The sequence below is a fragment of the Paenochrobactrum sp. BZR 201-1 genome (assembly GCF_044987585.2).
GTDB classification, from domain to species: Bacteria; Pseudomonadota; Alphaproteobacteria; order Rhizobiales; family Rhizobiaceae; genus Paenochrobactrum; species Paenochrobactrum pullorum.
Genome location: NZ_JBJDRZ020000007.1, coordinates 63,688 through 81,156, shown reverse-complemented (window position 1 = coordinate 81,156; position 17,469 = coordinate 63,688). Strand labels below are relative to the sequence as shown.

General features: G+C 48.9%; 17 protein-coding genes and 3 tRNA genes. 2 read left to right on the top strand and 18 right to left on the bottom strand.

Annotation, left to right across the window (positions count from 1 at the left end; translation table 11 throughout):
• Positions 1-31: 31 nt before the first annotated feature.
• The 11 genes from rpoB to ACI0FR_RS06455 all read right to left on the bottom strand — a co-directional run bounded on the left by rpoB (position 32) and on the right by ACI0FR_RS06455 (position 9,756).
• Positions 32-4,162, bottom strand: a complete 4,131-nt coding sequence (rpoB, locus tag ACI0FR_RS06505) for a DNA-directed RNA polymerase subunit beta (protein WP_374830708.1) — start codon at positions 4,160-4,162, stop codon at positions 32-34.
• Between the two features lie 213 nt (positions 4,163-4,375).
• The gene (gene rplL / locus ACI0FR_RS06500) at positions 4,376-4,750 is read right to left on the bottom strand and encodes a 50S ribosomal protein L7/L12 (protein ID WP_374830705.1); all 375 of its coding nucleotides are present in this window, start codon (positions 4,748-4,750) and stop codon (positions 4,376-4,378) included.
• A gap of 51 nt (positions 4,751-4,801) precedes the next feature.
• Entirely contained in the window at positions 4,802-5,320 is a 519-nt protein-coding gene (gene rplJ / locus ACI0FR_RS06495) for a 50S ribosomal protein L10 (RefSeq protein WP_374830703.1), read from the bottom strand.
• 326 nt (positions 5,321-5,646) lie between these two features.
• A complete protein-coding gene (gene rplA, locus ACI0FR_RS06490; RefSeq protein WP_374830701.1) occupies positions 5,647-6,348 on the bottom strand; it encodes a 50S ribosomal protein L1 in 702 nt (233 codons plus the stop codon).
• A 4-nt stretch (positions 6,349-6,352) separates the two neighbouring features.
• The gene (gene rplK, locus ACI0FR_RS06485; protein WP_343804213.1) at positions 6,353-6,781 is read right to left on the bottom strand and encodes a 50S ribosomal protein L11; all 429 of its coding nucleotides are present in this window, start codon (positions 6,779-6,781) and stop codon (positions 6,353-6,355) included.
• A gap of 170 nt (positions 6,782-6,951) precedes the next feature.
• Positions 6,952-7,479: a transcription termination/antitermination protein NusG gene (gene nusG / locus ACI0FR_RS06480; RefSeq protein ID WP_374830699.1), complete on the bottom strand. Its 528-nt coding sequence runs from the start codon at positions 7,477-7,479 to the stop codon at positions 6,952-6,954.
• Positions 7,480-7,501: 22 nt separating this feature from the next.
• Positions 7,502-7,702, bottom strand: coding sequence for a preprotein translocase subunit SecE (gene secE, locus ACI0FR_RS06475; RefSeq protein WP_374830697.1), 201 nt, complete (start codon positions 7,700-7,702; stop codon positions 7,502-7,504).
• Between the two features lie 345 nt (positions 7,703-8,047).
• Positions 8,048-8,123: transfer RNA gene (locus ACI0FR_RS06470), tRNA-Trp, on the bottom strand.
• A gap of 142 nt (positions 8,124-8,265) precedes the next feature.
• The gene (gene tuf / locus ACI0FR_RS06465) at positions 8,266-9,441 is read right to left on the bottom strand and encodes an elongation factor Tu (protein WP_374830718.1); all 1,176 of its coding nucleotides are present in this window, start codon (positions 9,439-9,441) and stop codon (positions 8,266-8,268) included.
• Positions 9,442-9,573: 132 nt separating this feature from the next.
• A tRNA-Gly gene (locus ACI0FR_RS06460) sits at positions 9,574-9,647 on the bottom strand.
• A 24-nt stretch (positions 9,648-9,671) separates the two neighbouring features.
• Positions 9,672-9,756 (bottom strand) — tRNA-Tyr (locus ACI0FR_RS06455).
• Positions 9,757-10,123: 367 nt separating this feature from the next.
• On the opposite strand from ACI0FR_RS06455, the gene rlmB reads away from it, so the two are divergent.
• A complete protein-coding gene (gene rlmB / locus ACI0FR_RS06450; RefSeq protein WP_374830695.1) occupies positions 10,124-10,984 on the top strand; it encodes a 23S rRNA (guanosine(2251)-2'-O)-methyltransferase RlmB in 861 nt (286 codons plus the stop codon).
• Positions 10,985-11,075: 91 nt separating this feature from the next.
• Here rlmB and ACI0FR_RS06445 read toward each other — a convergent pair whose 3' ends face one another.
• A complete protein-coding gene (locus tag ACI0FR_RS06445; RefSeq protein WP_374830693.1) occupies positions 11,076-11,507 on the bottom strand; it encodes a CBS domain-containing protein in 432 nt (143 codons plus the stop codon).
• 191 nt (positions 11,508-11,698) lie between these two features.
• Positions 11,699-12,478: a rhomboid family intramembrane serine protease gene (locus ACI0FR_RS06440; RefSeq protein WP_404905978.1), complete on the bottom strand. Its 780-nt coding sequence runs from the start codon at positions 12,476-12,478 to the stop codon at positions 11,699-11,701.
• A 450-nt stretch (positions 12,479-12,928) separates the two neighbouring features.
• On the opposite strand from ACI0FR_RS06440, the gene ACI0FR_RS06435 reads away from it, so the two are divergent.
• Positions 12,929-13,555: a PAS domain-containing protein gene (locus tag ACI0FR_RS06435; protein WP_374830689.1), complete on the top strand. Its 627-nt coding sequence runs from the start codon at positions 12,929-12,931 to the stop codon at positions 13,553-13,555.
• 71 nt (positions 13,556-13,626) lie between these two features.
• Here the strand turns inward: ACI0FR_RS06435 and ACI0FR_RS06430 are convergent, their stop codons facing one another.
• From ACI0FR_RS06430 to ACI0FR_RS06410, 5 genes are all read right to left on the bottom strand, one after another.
• Positions 13,627-14,667 carry an Ldh family oxidoreductase gene (locus ACI0FR_RS06430; protein ID WP_404905979.1) on the bottom strand — a complete coding sequence of 347 codons (1,041 nt, stop codon included), beginning with the start codon at positions 14,665-14,667 and terminating at the stop codon, positions 13,627-13,629.
• A gap of 78 nt (positions 14,668-14,745) precedes the next feature.
• Positions 14,746-15,273, bottom strand: a complete 528-nt coding sequence (locus ACI0FR_RS06425) for a gamma carbonic anhydrase family protein (protein ID WP_404905980.1) — start codon at positions 15,271-15,273, stop codon at positions 14,746-14,748.
• Between the two features lie 219 nt (positions 15,274-15,492).
• Positions 15,493-15,708, bottom strand: a complete 216-nt coding sequence (locus tag ACI0FR_RS06420) for a DUF3126 family protein (RefSeq protein WP_184218756.1) — start codon at positions 15,706-15,708, stop codon at positions 15,493-15,495.
• A gap of 101 nt (positions 15,709-15,809) precedes the next feature.
• A complete protein-coding gene (gene cysE / locus ACI0FR_RS06415) occupies positions 15,810-16,634 on the bottom strand; it encodes a serine O-acetyltransferase (RefSeq protein ID WP_374830683.1) in 825 nt (274 codons plus the stop codon).
• A gap of 43 nt (positions 16,635-16,677) precedes the next feature.
• On the bottom strand, positions 16,678-17,460 hold the full coding sequence (locus tag ACI0FR_RS06410; protein WP_374830681.1) for an alpha/beta fold hydrolase: 783 nt from the start codon (positions 17,458-17,460) through the stop codon (positions 16,678-16,680).
• Between the last annotated feature and the right edge of the window lie 9 nt (positions 17,461-17,469).

Genomic DNA, 17,469 nt, shown 5'->3' with positions numbered 1-17,469 from the left:
ACTATGGAAAAACCATAGCGCGCCTGTAAATTTATTCGGCTGCGTCCGGCAGCATCGGCTGAGCATCACGGGTGTCATCGAGCTGTACGTTGAGACCCAGCGAGCGCATTTCCTTGACGAGAACGTTAAAGCTCTCAGGAATACCGGCCTCGAATGTGTCGTCACCACGTACAATCGCTTCATAGACCTTGGTACGTCCGGCCACGTCATCAGACTTGACTGTGAGCATTTCCTGCAAGGTATATGCTGCACCGTAAGCTTCCAGAGCCCAGACTTCCATTTCACCGAAGCGCTGACCACCGAACTGCGCTTTACCACCCAGCGGCTGCTGTGTGACGAGCGAGTAAGGTCCGATCGAACGCGCATGGATCTTGTCGTCAACCAAGTGATGGAGCTTCAGCATATAGATGTAGCCCATAGTCACCTGACGATCGAACGGCTCACCGGTACGACCATCATAAAGAGTTGACTGACCCGATGTTGCCAAACCGGCATCTGTCAGCATCGCGTTGATATCGGCTTCCACAGCGCCGTCAAAAACAGGTGTGGCAATCGATACGCCGCGCTTTACCTGATTAGCCAGTGTCAGAACCGACTCATCATCGTAATTGCGGACAGGCTCGTTGCGGTCATTATCCGGATAGATATGCTCCAGTGTCTGACGCAGCGGCTGAATGTCAGCGCTCTTCTTATAGGCTTCGATCAGTTCACCGATCTTCTTACCCATACCGGCACAAGCCCAGCCCAGATGCGTTTCCAGAATCTGACCAACGTTCATACGGGACGGCACACCCAACGGGTTAAGCACGATATCCGCATGCGTACCATCTTCCAGGAACGGCATATCTTCGACAGGCAGAATGCGGGAAACCACACCCTTGTTACCATGACGGCCGGCCATCTTGTCACCAGGCTGGATCTTGCGCTTAACAGCAACAAAGACCTTGACCATCTTCATGACGCCAGGAGCCATTTCGTCGCCGCGCTGGACCTTTTCAACCTTGTCCATGAAGCGTGCTTCAAGCATCTTCTTGGATTCGTCGTACTGGTTGCGAAGCGCTTCAATTTCACCCTGAAGCTTTTCGTCTTCAACAGCAAACTGCCACCATTGTGAACGCGGATATTCTGCAATCACATCACGGGTCAGTGCGCCGCCTTTTTTGAAGCCCTTAGGACCGGCAATCGCGACTTTGCCTTCCAGTGTATCCACCAGACGACCATAGGTGTTGCGGTCGAGAATGGCCTGTTCGTCATCGCGGTCTTTTGCAAGACGTTCGATCTCTTCACGTTCAATGGCCATTGCACGTTCGTCTTTTTCAATGCCGTGGCGATTGAAAACACGAACTTCAACGATCGTACCGTATGTTCCCGGAGGCATACGCATGGAGGTATCACGGACGTCGGAAGCTTTTTCACCAAAGATGGCGCGTAACAGCTTTTCTTCCGGTGTCATCGGGCTTTCGCCCTTTGGTGTGATCTTACCGACCAGAATATCGCCCGGGTTCACTTCGGCACCGATATAAACAATACCGGCTTCGTCGAGATTCTTCAGCGCTTCTTCCGAAACGTTTGGAATATCACGGGTGATTTCTTCAGGTCCGAGCTTGGTATCACGAGCCGCAACTTCAAATTCTTCGATATGGATCGAAGTGAAAACGTCATCGGAAACAATCTTTTCAGACAGCAGGATGGAGTCTTCATAGTTGTAGCCGTTCCAAGGCATGAACGCGACCAGCACGTTACGGCCAAGCGCCAGATCACCAAGATCGGTCGAAGGACCGTCAGCGATAATGTCACCCTTACCGATACGATCACCGACACGAACCAGTGGACGCTGGTTGATACAGGTGTTCTGGTTGGAGCGCTGGAACTTCATCAGGCGGTAGATATCAACACCGGACTTGGACGGATCCAGATCTTCGGTTGCCCGGATAACGATACGGGTCGCATCCACCTGATCAACAACACCACCGCGACGTGCAGCAATAGCAGCACCGGAGTCACGGGCAACAATCGGTTCCATACCCGTGCCGACGAATGGAGCTTCTGCACGTACCAGAGGCACGGCCTGACGCTGCATGTTCGAACCCATCAATGCGCGGTTCGCGTCGTCGTTTTCAAGGAACGGAATAAGAGCTGCTGCGACCGATACCAGCTGCTTAGGCGAAACGTCCATGAGGTCCACGTTTTCACGTGGCATCATCATCACTTCGCCGGCATGACGGCAAACAACGAATTCATCAACAAAGTGACCGTTCTCGTCGATAATGGCGTTAGCCTGAGCAACAGAGTGCTTGGCTTCTTCCATTGCAGACAGATAAACAACATCACTGGTGACCTTGCCGTCAACGATCTTACGATACGGGCTTTCGATGAAGCCGTATTTGTTGACGCGGGCAAAAGTTGCCAAAGAGTTGATCAGACCGATATTCGGGCCTTCCGGTGTTTCAATCGGGCAGATACGGCCATAATGTGTCGGATGAACGTCACGAACTTCAAAGCCTGCACGCTCACGGGTCAGACCGCCGGGTCCAAGAGCCGAAAGACGACGCTTATGGGTAATTTCAGACAGCGGGTTGGTCTGATCCATAAACTGCGACAGCTGCGAAGAACCGAAGAACTCACGCACAGCCGCCGCAGCAGGCTTCGCGTTGATGAGATCCTGCGGCATCACTGTATCGATTTCGATCGACGACATCCGCTCTTTGATTGCGCGTTCCATACGCAGCAAACCAACGCGATACTGATTTTCCATCAATTCGCCGACCGAACGCACACGACGGTTGCCGAGGTTGTCAATATCGTCGATTTCACCACGACCATCGCGCAGCTCAACCAGCATTTTAACAACAGCAACAATGTCTTCTTTGCGAAGGACACGAACAGTGTCTGCGGCATCGACATCAAGACGCATATTCATCTTGACGCGACCAACTGCGGACAAATCGTAACGCTCTGCATCAAAGAACAGTGAATGGAACATGGCTTCAGCAGAATCCATGGTCGGTGGCTCACCAGGACGCATGACACGGTAGATGTCAAACAGCGCATCCTGACGGCCTTCATTCTTGTCAGCGGCCAGTGTATTACGGATATAGGCACCGATGTTCACATGGTCGATATCCAGCGTGTTGATTTCATCAACGCCGGTTTCAAGCAGAACCTTCAGTGTCTTTTCGTCAAGCTCGTCACCGGCTTCGAGGAAAATCTCACCGGTTTCATAATTGACGATGTCTTCAGCCAGATATGAGCCAAACAGATCATCTTCGGTGACCTTGATAGCCTTGAGGCCTTTTTCAGCCAGCTGGCGGGCAGCACGGGCTGTCAGCTTCTTGCCGGTCTCAAGAACAACTTCGCCGGTATCAGCGTCAATCAGGTCTGAAATAACTTTCATACCTTTAAAGCGCTCAGCCGAATAAGGCATACGCCAATCATCACCGTCACGTGTATATGTGACAGTGTTGTAGAAAGTCGAAAGAATTTCTTCGCCATCCATACCGAGTGCCATCAGCAAGCTGGTGACTGGCAATTTACGACGACGGTCGATACGGGCAAATACTACGTCCTTGGCATCGAACTCGATATCCAGCCATGAACCGCGGTAAGGAATGACACGCGATGCAAAAAGCAACTTGCCCGATGAGTGGGTTTTGCCCTTATCATGATCGAAGAACACACCAGGTGAACGGTGCATCTGTGACACGATAACACGCTCAGTACCATTAACGATAAAAGTGCCGTTGTCTGTCATGAGCGGCATATCGCCCATGTAAACATCCTGCTCTTTAATATCCTTAATGGATTTCGCGCCGGTATCTTCGTCAATATCGAAAACGATCAGACGCAAAGTCACTTTTAATGGTGCGGAATAGGTCAAATCACGCTGACGGCATTCGTCAACGTCAAATTTCGGCGCCTCGAACTCGTAAGAAACGAATTCAAGCATCGATGCTCCGGAAAAGTCCTGAATCGGAAAAACAGACTTGAAAACGGCCTGCAAGCCTTCGTCAAGACGCCCGCCAGCAGGTTCCTTAACCATAAGGAACTGGTCGTAAGATGCCTTTTGAACCTCAATCAGGTTCGGCATCTCGGCGACCTCGGGGATCTTACCGAAAAACTTGCGTACGCGCTTGCGACCATTGAAAGAATGGGTCTGAGCCATCGTCGCTCCTCGTTCTATAGCCTTGCGGCCTTGCTCACGCCTTGCGGCCTTTATTATACGCCGCCTGACGGCGGTCACCTGAACGGGACAAAACCCGTTTCCTGACCACATCAATTGTGGTCAGGAAAAGGGTTCGGTACCTACTAAACTGCATCCATCTACTGATAATGCAGAGATCCGGCAGATGCAAGAACATCTGCCGGATGACTGAACTTACTTAAGTTCAACCTTAGCACCAGCTGCTTCGAGCTGAGCTTTGATTTTTTCAGCTTCGTCTTTAGCTGCACCTTCTTTAACAGGCTTAGGTGCACCTTCAACGAGGTCTTTAGCTTCTTTCAGACCCAGACCGGTGATTGCGCGAACTTCCTTGATCACGTTGATCTTGGATGCGCCGCCGTCAAGGAGAACGACATCAAATTCGGTCTTTTCTTCAGCAGCAGCGGCAGCAGCGCCACCAGCAGCAGCAGCAGCAGCAACAGGAGCAGCAGCGGAAACGCCCCACTTTTCTTCCAGAAGCTTGGACAGTTCTGCAGCTTCGAGAACGGTCAATGCTGAGAGGTCTTCAACGATCTTTGCGAGATCAGCCATTTTAGTATTCCTTAGTTTAAAGGTTTGAACAATTGACAGCGAGAAACGGCCTTAAGCCGCCTCGTTCTTCCGGGCATGCGCGCCAATAACGCGGGCGATTTGGCCTGCTGGTGCGCTTGTAAGTACTGCAAGACGCTGTGCCGGTGTCTGGATCATACCAACCAGCTTTGCGCGCAGTTCGTCGAGTGAAGGCAAGGAAGCAAGTGACTTGATGCCTTCGGCATCAAGAGTGGTTGCACCCATTGCACCACCAAGAATAACGAGCCTGTCGTTAGCCTTGGCGAACTCAACTGCTACTTTAGGAGCGCTGATAGGATCTTCTGCATAAGCAATTACAGTCTGACCTGTGAAAAGCTCTGCGATACCTTCAGCTTCCGTGCCCTGAAGAGCGATTTTGGCAAGGCGGTTTTTCGCGACTTTAACGGAACCACCAGCTTCGCGCATTTTAGAACGTAGATCGCTCATCTGCGAAACAGTGAGACCGGTATAGTGAGCCACGACGACGGAACCAGACTCGCTAAAAGTACTGTTCAGCCATGTGACAAATTCGCGTTTTTCCGCTCTATCCACGGTGTCTCTCCAGTAGACAATTACATAAAAATGCAATTGCCGGTTTGCCTTAGCCTGAATTCATTCATTCAATGAAGCATTCAGACGCTTGGTCTCCTGTCCCCTTTATAAGCGGCATACACCGGCATTATAAAAGCAACTACGGTTCAAACCTTGAATTGCGACTAGCGCTAAACCTGGTTATTCCACGTCTCATGCAGGCAAAATTTAAGACCGAAGCCACCCACAATCTCGGACAGGATAACCGGATTTCCATCCGGTTATCCGGGCCTTGCGGCCCGGAATGAAAGCGCTGGTCTGTTGAAATTCAACAGACCAGCAAATTATTAAGCTTCAACTTTAACGGAGGCTGCATCTACTTTGACGCCAACGCCCATGGTTGAAGAAATCGAAACGCGCTTCAGGTATTCACCCTTGGCAGCAACAGGCTTTGCCTTCAGAACTGCATCAGCAAATGCGCGGATGTTTTCTTCCAAAGCCTTGTTGTCAAATGAAACCTTGCCAATACCAGCATGGATAATACCAGCTTTTTCAACGCGGAATTCAACTGCACCGCCCTTGGAGGCAGCAACAGCTGCTGCAACATCAACGCTAACAGTACCAACTTTAGGGTTCGGCATCATGCCGCGCGGTCCAAGAACCTTACCCAGACGACCAACCAGTGGCATCATGTCAGGGGTTGCAATGCAACGGTCAAACTCGATCTTGCCGCCATTGACGATTTCGAACAGGTCTTCTGCCCCAACGATGTCTGCACCGGCTTTTTTAGCTTCTTCGGCTTTATCGCCACGAGCAAAAACAGCAACGCGAACTGTACGGCCTGTACCGTTTGGCAGGTTAACAACGCCGCGAACCATCTGGTCTGCATGACGTGGGTCAACACCGAGATTCATCGCGATTTCGATGGTTTCATCGAATTTCGCAACAGCACGTTCCTTGACTACGCTGATAGCGGTCGACAAGTCATAAAGCTTATCGTGATCAAAACCTTCACGAATCTTAGCTACACGCTTTGATAATTTCGCCATCAGATCAGCCCACCACTTCCAGGCCCATCGAACGGGCAGAACCTTCAACCATACGCATAGCCGCTTCGATATCAGCTGCGCTCAGGTCTTTCATCTTAGCTTCTGCAATTTCACGAACTTTATCGCGTGAAATTGTACCGGCTTTAATCTTGCCTGGCTCTTTCGAACCGGACTTAAGATTAGCAGCCTTTTTCAAGAAGTAAGCAACAGGTGGGGTCTTCATCACAAAAGTGAAAGACTTGTCCTGATAATATGTAATCACGACTGGAATCGGGGAACCCTTTTCCATATCCTGTGAAGCAGCGTTAAATGCCTTACAGAATTCCATGATGTTGATACCACGCTGACCGAGAGCCGGACCAATTGGTGGCGAAGGGTTGGCAGCACCTGCAGCAACCTGCAGTTTGAGCTGACCTGCAACTTTTTTAGCCATTGCATTCTGCTTTCATTGATATGCCGGCGAACCGGCGACTCTTTAAAACGCCAATTAAATTGGCAGTGCAGTTCGGTGGTCTGGCTTACCGACCGGCTAAAGCCGGCTTACCTTCCACCTCACACCGCATTTACAATGCGGCGGGCGGCACTAAGGCCGCCGTAAAACGATCAAAGCTTTTCAACCTGACCGAATTCAAGATCCACAGGCGTGGCGCGTCCAAAGATTGAAACCTCAACCTTCAAGCGTGCGCGCTCTTCCTCAACTTCCTGTACGATACCATTGAAGGATGCGAACGGACCGTCCGAAACACGAACCTGCTCACCCACTTCAAAGGTAATAGAAGCCTTAGGACGATCAACACCTTCCTGAACCTGCGCCAAAATCTGTTCGATTTCGCGCAGAGGAATCGCAACCGGATTCGGATCACCCAAAAAGCCGGTTACGCGCGATGTGTTTTTGATCAGCGAGAACAGAGCATCTGTCAAATTCGCTTTAATCAATACATAACCTGGAAAGAACTTACGCTCTGCATCGACCTTGCGGCCACGACGCACTTCCACAACCTTTTCGGTCGGAACGATAATCTGTTCGATCAGGTGCGACAGACCCTTCTGGTCCGCCTTGAGCTGAATATCTTCAGCAACCTTTTTTTCAAAGTTCGAATAGGCATGAACAATGTACCAGCGTGCAGTCATCCCGTTACTCCCGTATAAACCGTCAGCGTCCGAGACCAAGTATCAACTCAACAACGTAAGCCATAAGCTGATCTGCAAAAAAGAAAAACACAGCCGCAACAAACGCCATTACAACCACCATAATGGTGGAAATAACAGTTTCACGCCGTGAAGGCCATGTAACCTTAGCCGTTTCAGCACGAACCTGCTGCAAAAATGTAAAAGGATTCGTCTTAGATGCCATTTGTCACTCTGTCATTGATCTGGCGTAGTAAAAAACAATTTCGTAAACGAATCAATTTTCCACTCACGCAACTACGGCACGTAAAGCTGATGATTCAGCCCCACGCGCCGCGTGTCTGTTGACCTTACATAGAACCGATTCTCAAAAAATACAAGCCCAGACGTTAACGAAAGTAAAACAGTCGTTCAAAAACTGCGCCCACACAGAGAAAAGACCCTTCGGACACTCCCCTCACCTCAAAAGGCGAGAATGTGCTTGACCATAATATTCAACCTAAAAAATATTACCGGCCTTAAAACGAAATTGAGCGCGGCACAGCTTTACACTATGCAGCGCCCAACTAAATGGCAGGGGCAGCAGGGCTCGAACCCGCGACCTACGGTTTTGGAGACCGTCGCTCTACCAACTGAGCTATACCCCTAAATACTTAAACCTGAAGGCTCTTGTATTTAACACCGGAGAATCCGATGTTTGAATTCTTTCAACCTCTTAGCGCTCAAAATTTAAAACATCAAGCTCTAAAAAGCACTGATCAGCATTTATTTTAGCTGACCAGCAGGTTTTTATTCGATGATGGAAGCGACGACGCCTGCACCAACGGTGCGGCCACCTTCACGGATAGCAAAGCGGAGCTTTTCTTCCATAGCGATTGGCACGATCAGCGCAACATCAACCGAAACGTTGTCGCCTGGCATAACCATTTCAACGCCTTCTGGCAAGGTCACAATACCGGTAACGTCAGTGGTACGGAAGTAGAACTGAGGACGGTAGTTGGTGAAGAACGGAGTATGACGGCCGCCTTCTTCCTTGGTCAGAATATAGGCTTCTGCCTTGAACTTGGTGTGTGGCTTAACGGAACCTGGCTTGCACAGAACCTGACCACGTTCAACGTCTTCACGGCCAACACCACGAACCAGTGCACCGATGTTATCACCAGCCTGGCCCTGATCGAGCAGCTTGCGGAACATTTCAACGCCGGTAACAGTTGTCTTGCTGGTAGGACGAATACCAACGATTTCAACTTCTTCACCAACTTTAACGATACCGCGCTCTACACGACCGGTAACAACTGTACCACGACCGGAGATCGAGAACACGTCTTCGATTGGCATCAGGAACGGCTGGTCAACTGGACGCTCTGGTGTCGGGATGTAAGCATCAACTGCTGCCATCAATTCGCGGATTGCGTCTTCACCAATGGTCTTGTCTGAATCTTCCAAAGCAGCAAGAGCAGAGCCCTTAACAACTGGAATATCATCGCCTGGGAAGTCGTATTTCGACAGAAGTTCACGAACTTCCATTTCAACCAGTTCAAGCAGTTCAGCATCGTCAACCTGGTCAACTTTATTCAAGAAGACAACGATCGCAGGAACACCAACCTGACGAGCAAGCAGGATGTGCTCACGGGTCTGCGGCATCGGGCCGTCGGCTGCGTTCACAACGAGGATCGCGCCGTCCATCTGAGCCGCACCGGTGATCATGTTCTTAACATAGTCAGCGTGACCTGGGCAGTCGACGTGTGCGTAGTGACGGTTTTCGGTTTCATATTCAACGTGCGACGTTGAAATGGTGATACCACGTGCTTTTTCTTCCGGTGCAGCATCGATCTGGTCGTATGCGCGGAAGTCACCAAAGAATTTGGTGATAGCAGCTGTCAACGAGGTCTTACCATGGTCAACGTGACCGATGGTGCCGATGTTAACGTGTGGTTTGTTACGTTCAAATTTACTCTTAGCCATCGCCGTTGTTCTCTTCTTTTAGAACTGCCTGCGTGCCAGCATAGTTATCCATACCGGCGTTTAATACAGAAAAACGGACCGGTTGCCCGTCCGCCTCATGAAAACTTTACGCCAGTTCGCTCTTAAAAACTCTGGAGCGGGTAGCGGGAATCGAACCCGCGTATTCAGCTTGGAAGGCTGCTGCTCTACCATTGAGCTATACCCGCGCACATGGACATCCGCTCCGGCAGTGGTGGAGGAAGTTGGATTTGAACCAACGTAGGCTTAGCCAACGGATTTACAGTCCGTCCCCTTTAACCACTCGGGCATTCCTCCAGCAATCACTGCCAGCGGAGTCGAGCAACTAGGCATTTTACAACGATTTGAGTGACTTAACATTTTGATTTGTCAATCAACCGCTGTTGGTGGCGTTATGACGATAGAGCCACGAACTGTCAACAGCCAATTCTCAAATCTTTGCAGAAAAATGCATATTCTTTCCACAGCCTGCCAGAAAAATCAGGTTTTTGCGCCCCTCAAAGCTGTGATTGCTGATTGTTTTCAATATACTAAGTGGCAAAATCGCCCTTAAAACCGCGCAAATCCGGTACAAATTATGCCTTTCATTCAATATAGGCATACTTAGACACCATTTTCATGTATGCAGACTGTCAAATACCTCTTTGAAGAAATTAAAATAGCTATGAGCACCGACAACAATAAAAAAACACCCAAGGATTCACATTACGCACGGTTGAGACGTCAGTTTCGTGACCAGAATGCGAATCCTTCAAGTCAAAATTTCCGTAAAAACACCCGTCCGGCGGCCGATGCGCGTGCTTTATCCGATGATTTAGTGCGTCTTTATGGCTTGCACACGGTCAGAGCTGCTGTTTTGAACCCGAACCGTAAAATCACCCGCATGATGGTGACGCGCAATGCCCTCGCCCGCCTTGAAATTGAAGATATCGAATCTCGTGGATTTCCAATCGAGATCGTAACACCGCGCGATATCGACAATGAAACCGGCAGTGAAGCTGTGCATCAAGGGGTGATGATTGAAGCCAAACCGCTTAAAGCACAAAAATTAAGTGCTTTGCAGGACAGCCAGTTGCTTCTGGTGCTCGATCAGGTCACCGATCCGCACAATGTCGGTGCCATCATGCGCTCGGCTGTTGCTTTCGGGGCGCAAGCGCTGATCACCACCAGCCGTCATAGCCCGCAAGAATCAGGAGTCCTGGCAAAATCCGCTTCCGGGGCACTCGAACTGATCAATCATATTGAAGTTCGTAACCTTGCCGAAGCACTGGAAGAGCTGCATGCGCTCGGCTTTATCACCATTGGCCTTGATTCTGATGGCCCTGCCGAAATGGAAGCCACATTGGTCGGCGATAAAATCGCGCTTGTCTTAGGCGCAGAAGGCAAGGGGCTTCGTCAAAAAACCCGCGAAACTGTTTCAGCGCTTGCGCGTCTTGATATGCCGGGTGAAATTAAATCGCTCAATGTTTCCAATGCGGCAGCGATTTCGCTTTATGCAGCTGAACGTTATTTGCGCAGCAAATAAGCACTTCACGTAGGCAATTTAAAAAAAGCGGCCTCTTCAGTATCTGAAGAGACCGCTTTTTCTTTGCCTGATTATCACCGAGTGCCTGCTATCACGCACTGGCGATATAATTGCGAATCTCGTCGGCTTCGCGCTCCACTTGTTCAATCCGTGCTTTCACGACGTCACCAATCGAAATAATGCCTTCCAGCTTGCCGTCACACTCCACCGGCATATGACGGAAACGTTTCTGTGTCATGATTTCCATCACCTGATTGACTGTATGCTTTTCCTCACAGGTCTCGACTTTTTTGGTCATCGCTTCAGACACCGGCATATCCAGCGCCTTTTGCCCTTGCGCCGCAAGCATCCTTACTACATCTCGCTCCGACAATATCCCCAATATTCTGTGCGCTTCGTCACATATCACCAAGGCACCAATACGATGGCGCGCCAACATAGCAATAACATCTGATAGACTGGCATTCGGCATCGCACTGATGACGTCACGCCCTTTTTTTTCCAGAATATATTTAACCGTCATGATCAATCCTCCCATTTCGGATATGCGAGCTCAATATTACTTATTATCTTTATGTATTGTTCTCTCAACCAAAGACCTTCCCCAAAGGCTTCCGTATCCCACATGGTGATCTGTCAGATCAAACAAATCAAGTCACTAAAGATGATCTGCGGTTATAAATATCCAAACTGCAGATCATCTATCTTCGCTATTTAGCGCCTGAAATAGCGATCATATTCATGGGGCTTGTCAAATAAAGCAATGCCGAAAAAGCCGGCAATAAAACCGCCGATATGTGCTTCCCATGCAATAGAGGCCAAACCTGTTTCCTGCGCAGAATAAACGCCGGTAATAATATTGATGATAAACCAGATACCAACAAAAGTGATGACAGGGCGATAAGTCAGCGTGGTCAATACCGGCAGCAGAGGTCCGGCAAAGGCCGAAATATTTTTATTACCGCTATATGTCGGCACGCGTCTGAAGCCATAGCGTGCAGCCGCCCCCATCATGCCGGAAATCGCACCCGATGCACCTACCAACGGAATATTGCTCGTTGGATAAATCGCATAATGCGTCAGCACTGCCACTATTGATGTCAGCGCCCAGAAAATCAGTATCTTTGATGCGCCGATGCGACCTGCCAGCGGCGATCCAAAAGCTGCCAACCACACCATATTAACGGCCAGATGCGCAAAACTACCATGCATGAAAGAATAGCTGAGCATAGTAAACCATGCGGCAGGATCGGAAAAACCAGCCCCATATGTAAAACGTGCCGGAATGAAGGCAAAATTCAACATGAAGATAAAATTATGCTCTTCCGAGATCAGATAATTCTGCGCCACATAAATCAAACCGCATAGGCAAATCAGACCGACAATAACGGCAGGAATGTTGAAAACTGGCTCGCGCGCTTTCCGCGGCTGCGGTGAGTTACCGCCCCTTTGATAGGGCACACCATAGTTTTCATTTGAATCATGATTTGTCATGAATATTTGATTCCCGTCATTTCATATCTTTCGCTTCATAACATATGGGATAGCGGTCTTAAAAAAGAACTATGTCACCAAACAGACAGGTTATTTTTTGCAGCACATGCCCACGTTTAATTCTTAACAAATTTAACCAAATCATCATGCAAAGGTGACTGTGCAGATAAGAGTGCAGGAATGTTCCACATTCAGGAATGCCCCATGAATTAACGCGAAAACCAAAATTTATATAATAAATTCAATTGCTTAATTCAAATTCTGGAATCAAACTCTCAAAACCTTAAACGTATTTGTTAACCTTAACAAATTCTAACAGTGGATGAGCAAAGGGTTAAGCTGGCATTCAGACACTTAATCATATTGGATGAGGCAAATCAGCAATTATAGGCATCAATAAGCATCAGTAACGTGATGTGATGTTTTATTCATTTTAAGCGGAAACCTGTTTTGTCACGTTCCAGCTCCCATTCTGCCATGACAGCGGCAGCACAGTTTCTTTCCACCACATGGCACGCTTTGCGTGAAAACCATGAGATACCCTTACGCCGTCATTTCACTCCGCGCTTGATGGCAGAATATCTACCCGATATTTTCATTCTGCATCACAGATCCAAAGGCGGCATCCAATTCCGCTTGGCAGGCACTAGACTTTGTGCACGTCACGGACAAGAATTGCGTAATCAGTTATTTTCAAGCCTCTGGCCGAAAAATCATCAAGTCGAAACTGAAGAGATGCTGCAATCGGTAGCAGGCAGCAATACACCTTTATGTGCGCAATTATCTGGCATCAGCCAAATGCAACGGCAAAACGGATTTGAATTGGTTCTTATGCCGGTTCTGCATCAGGACGAAACCCAATGGATTGGTGCTATTGCGGCACATAAGGAGCCTTATTGGCTTGAAGCTGATCCGATCCACCATTATCAAGTGCAGGAATCGTTTGCGATTACGCAAGATAATCTGCAAGCGGCCAAAGTACAGGTTAATGCAGCGTTCGCTGCCAAACATCCGTCAGCGGCTAAATCAGCAAGCAAAAGACCTGCTTTCCGCGTCATTCTGGGCGGAAAGCAATAACACGCTTCCTGCATCTTTCACGCTTCCTGCATCTTTGTTGTCAGGTCAAATTCTTACTCAAAGAAGCCGATTCATCGAATGAAATGCGCTGATAACGCCTGAATATCCTCATATAATTTTTGCGGAACCGTCACATATTGATTGTCATCACTGCGTGCGCGGGCCTCATAACGGCGCTGTGAAGGAATTCGCGCGCCCTGCCCGGCAATCGCATCAAACAACATTTCAGCACGTTCCATATGCTGCTCTGTTTGCGCACCTAAAAAGCTATCCGGATTAAAGGCGATGATAATTTCGCCGTGACGTGGCGCAGCACTGGAATTGACTGTATCTGCCATTGCTTCGAGACTGAGCAAATCACCAATCAAAGGCCCTGCCATAAGTTCGATCATCATCGCGATCGCCGAGCCTTTATGTCCGCCGAATGTCAGCATCGCGCCATCAAGAGCGGTTTGCGGATCAGTGGTTGGCTTACCTTCGCTGTCGACCGCCCAACCTTCCGGTAATTCTTTGCCAGCACGCAGATAAAGTTCGATTTCACCGCGTGCCGAAGCACTGGTTGCAAAATCAAACACCATGGGATGCACATTTTTGCGCGGCCAGCCGAAAGCAAATGGATTGGTGCCAAATACGCCCTGTTTGCCCCCTGCCGGTGCCACCCATGCATGGCTTGGCAACATCGCCATTGCCACCAGTCCTTGTTCGGTCAAAGCTTCAATATCAGGCCACAAGGCAGAAAAATGCACACAATTATTGATTGCCATCGCAGCAATGCCAGAATGGCGTGCTTTTTCAATCAGCAAATCCTTGCCTTTTTCAAAAGCCAATAATGAAAAACCGCCTTTGGCATCCACGCGCACAATGGCCGGAGCATGATCAATCACAACGGGTACAGCATCAAGCACAACAGCTTTTTCAATCACGGCCTTAGAACTGCTCAGCAAACGGTAAAGCCCGTGCGACTGGCATTCATCACGCTGGCATAGCCACAAATTACGGGCAATTGTCTCAGCATGATCTGTAGCCAATCCTAAACGCGTTAACGTATCAAAACTGATAGAATATAATTCATCAAGGCTCAGTTGCACCTGAGCCTTCCCCCCATTGGACATATTTTTTCCTCGTTTATTTTAAATTGCGAAGCTGATCATCCACCATATCCATACAACAAAGCATAAGCTTTCAGGCAATCAAGCAGGTTCCATGCCGCGCATGAAAGCATGAGATTTTTCAACATAATTGCGCGCTGATTCTTTGAGCCGCTCGACCGCTGCATCATCAAGTTGGCGCACCACCCGTGCGGGTGAGCCGACAATCAATGAATTATCCGGAAATTCTTTTCCTTCTGTGACCAGCGCTCCGGCACCAACCAGACAATTATTGCCGATTTTTGCACCATTCAGCACAATCGCACCAATACCGATCAGGCTATTTTCGCCAATCGTGCAGCCATGCAGCATAGCCCGGTGGCCAATCGTGCACCCCTCACCGATAGTGAGTGGAAAACCGTAATCCGTATGCATGATGCAATGTTCTTGTACATTGGTATTGGCACCGATTTTAATCAATTCGTTATCACCACGCAAAACCACACCAAACCACAAACTGACATTTGCACCTAAGTGTATTTTACCCACAGCAGTCGCATCGGGTGCAATCCAGTTGGTTTTCACATCATCATAAGTTGGTGTATGACCATTAAATGCATATATCGCCATATATTCTCCCCTTGGCAGCATTGATACACCATTGTGTGAAACTAAACCGCCTCGTCATTATTGATCAAAACCAAGTATGTTGCTTGATGCCATGCATTACAACCCGTTTGCGGCGTATATTATCGATTAGCTTGCTTTGGCGGATAAAGAAAAAGCCCTGTTTGGACAATCCAAACAGGGCTTTGATAAATGACAGTCAGCAAACTGACATTATTTCAATCAGTCGAGATCGACATCCAGAATAGCCATGGAGAAGTTGTAGGACAATTCACCATCTTCTTCGTCTTCATCGACATAGATCAGGCCGAGAAACTCATCATCCAGATATAATTCGCATGAATCATCCTTACGCGGACGCGCTTTCACCTGCAAAGACGGATTACCAAAAGTCCGTTTGAAATAAGCGTCGAGTTTTTTGATTTCTTCGGGTTTCAACCGGATTCTCCTGATTAGAATGTTCAGCGAGTTTAATGCACCCGCGCAATATTATTGTAAAGGCTCATCGCCAACTTGAATCTTTTTATTAAAAGCAGATTTCAATCATCGCTGCCGATAGATTGATCCATCACGCGTGATGGTTCTGCACAACCGGTGTCACCAATAACCTTCGCCGGAACACCGGCAACTGTGACATTATTGGGAACGGATTTAAGCACAACCGAACCGGCAGCAATCTTGGAGCAATGCCCAATCTCGATATTACCAAGAATTTTGGCCCCTGCCCCGATCAGCACGCCGTGACGAATCTTTGGATGTCGGTCACCGCCAACTTTGCCGGTGCCGCCGAGGGTAACGGCATGCAAAATGGAAACATTATCTTCAATGACCGCCGTTTCACCCACAACCAGACCGGTAGCGTGATCCAAGAAAACGCCGCTGCCAAATTTTGCAGCCGGATGAATATCGGTCTGGAATACGGCAGAAGAACGACTTTGCAAATAATAAGCCAGATCAATACGGCCTTCGTTCCACAACCAATGCGCCAGACGATGCGTTTGAATGGCATGAAAACCTTTCAGATACATCACCGGATCCATAAAACGATTATAAGCCGGATCGCGGTCATAAACGGCTTGAATATCAACACGCAAAACGCGAGACCAGTCAGCGCAACTATCCCGCATCACAGCAAAGGTCTGGCGCAGCAAATCAGCGCTCAAATCCTGATGACCAAGGCGCTCGGAAACACGATGGGCCACCGCATCTTCCAAACTTGGCTGGCTGATCAATGACGTGTAGAAAAACGATGCCAGCAACGGATCTTTTGCCGCCGCTTCTTCCGCTTCAGCACGAACGGCATGCCAGATCGGATCAACCTGACTGACATTCGCGGATAATTTGGCTGAACTGTGCGCTGTCATCTTTAACTCGATTGTCTTTTTTAGGGGCTTCACCGCTTTTTTATCAAAAACGGTGCTGGCTCAAAAATGATAATACACCCTGCTTATACACTTTGTCACCCACCGCTAACATATGATCGCGATCAGGGATATCAAGAGCAATACCATGCGGCAATAAATCAGCCAATGCGTGCGGATCACCGGCAATATCATCTTTAGTGCCGACGGCCACCAAAACCGGTTGCTCGATTAAGGCAATCGCTTGTGCCGGCACCAGCTCTTTGGAAGTAATCACACAAGCAGCCAGCGCCAAACGGTCGCTTTTCGTCTGATCGGCAAATTTGCGGAACATTTGCCCCCGCGGATGAGTGACTGTCTCCGGATCCTCGGCCAGCAATGCTTCGCCAATCGGCTCCCAGTCACCGGCACCGGTTACCATACCAATACCAAGGCCACCAAAAACAAGGCTTTGCACCTTTTCAGGGAAATCCAGCGCCAGAAATGCGCTGATCCTTGCCCCCATCGAATAACCCATCACATGGGCTTTTTTGATGTTCAAATGATCCAGCAATGCTGCTGCATCTGCGGCCATCATCGCAGGATAGTAAAGCTCTTTTTCATGTGGCTTGTCAGAGAGACCATGGCCTCGATTATCAAGCGCCACCACATGATAGCCCGCTTCTACAAGGGTGCGAAACCAACCAGGCGACACCCAATTGACTACACTGGATGAGGCAAAACCATGAATGAGAAGAACCGTTTCTGCTAAGGCGCCATCTGGTCCGTCTTCACGATAGGCAAAACGCATACCATTATGGTCGAAATATTTTACATCCAGAGCAGTCACGAAACTTTC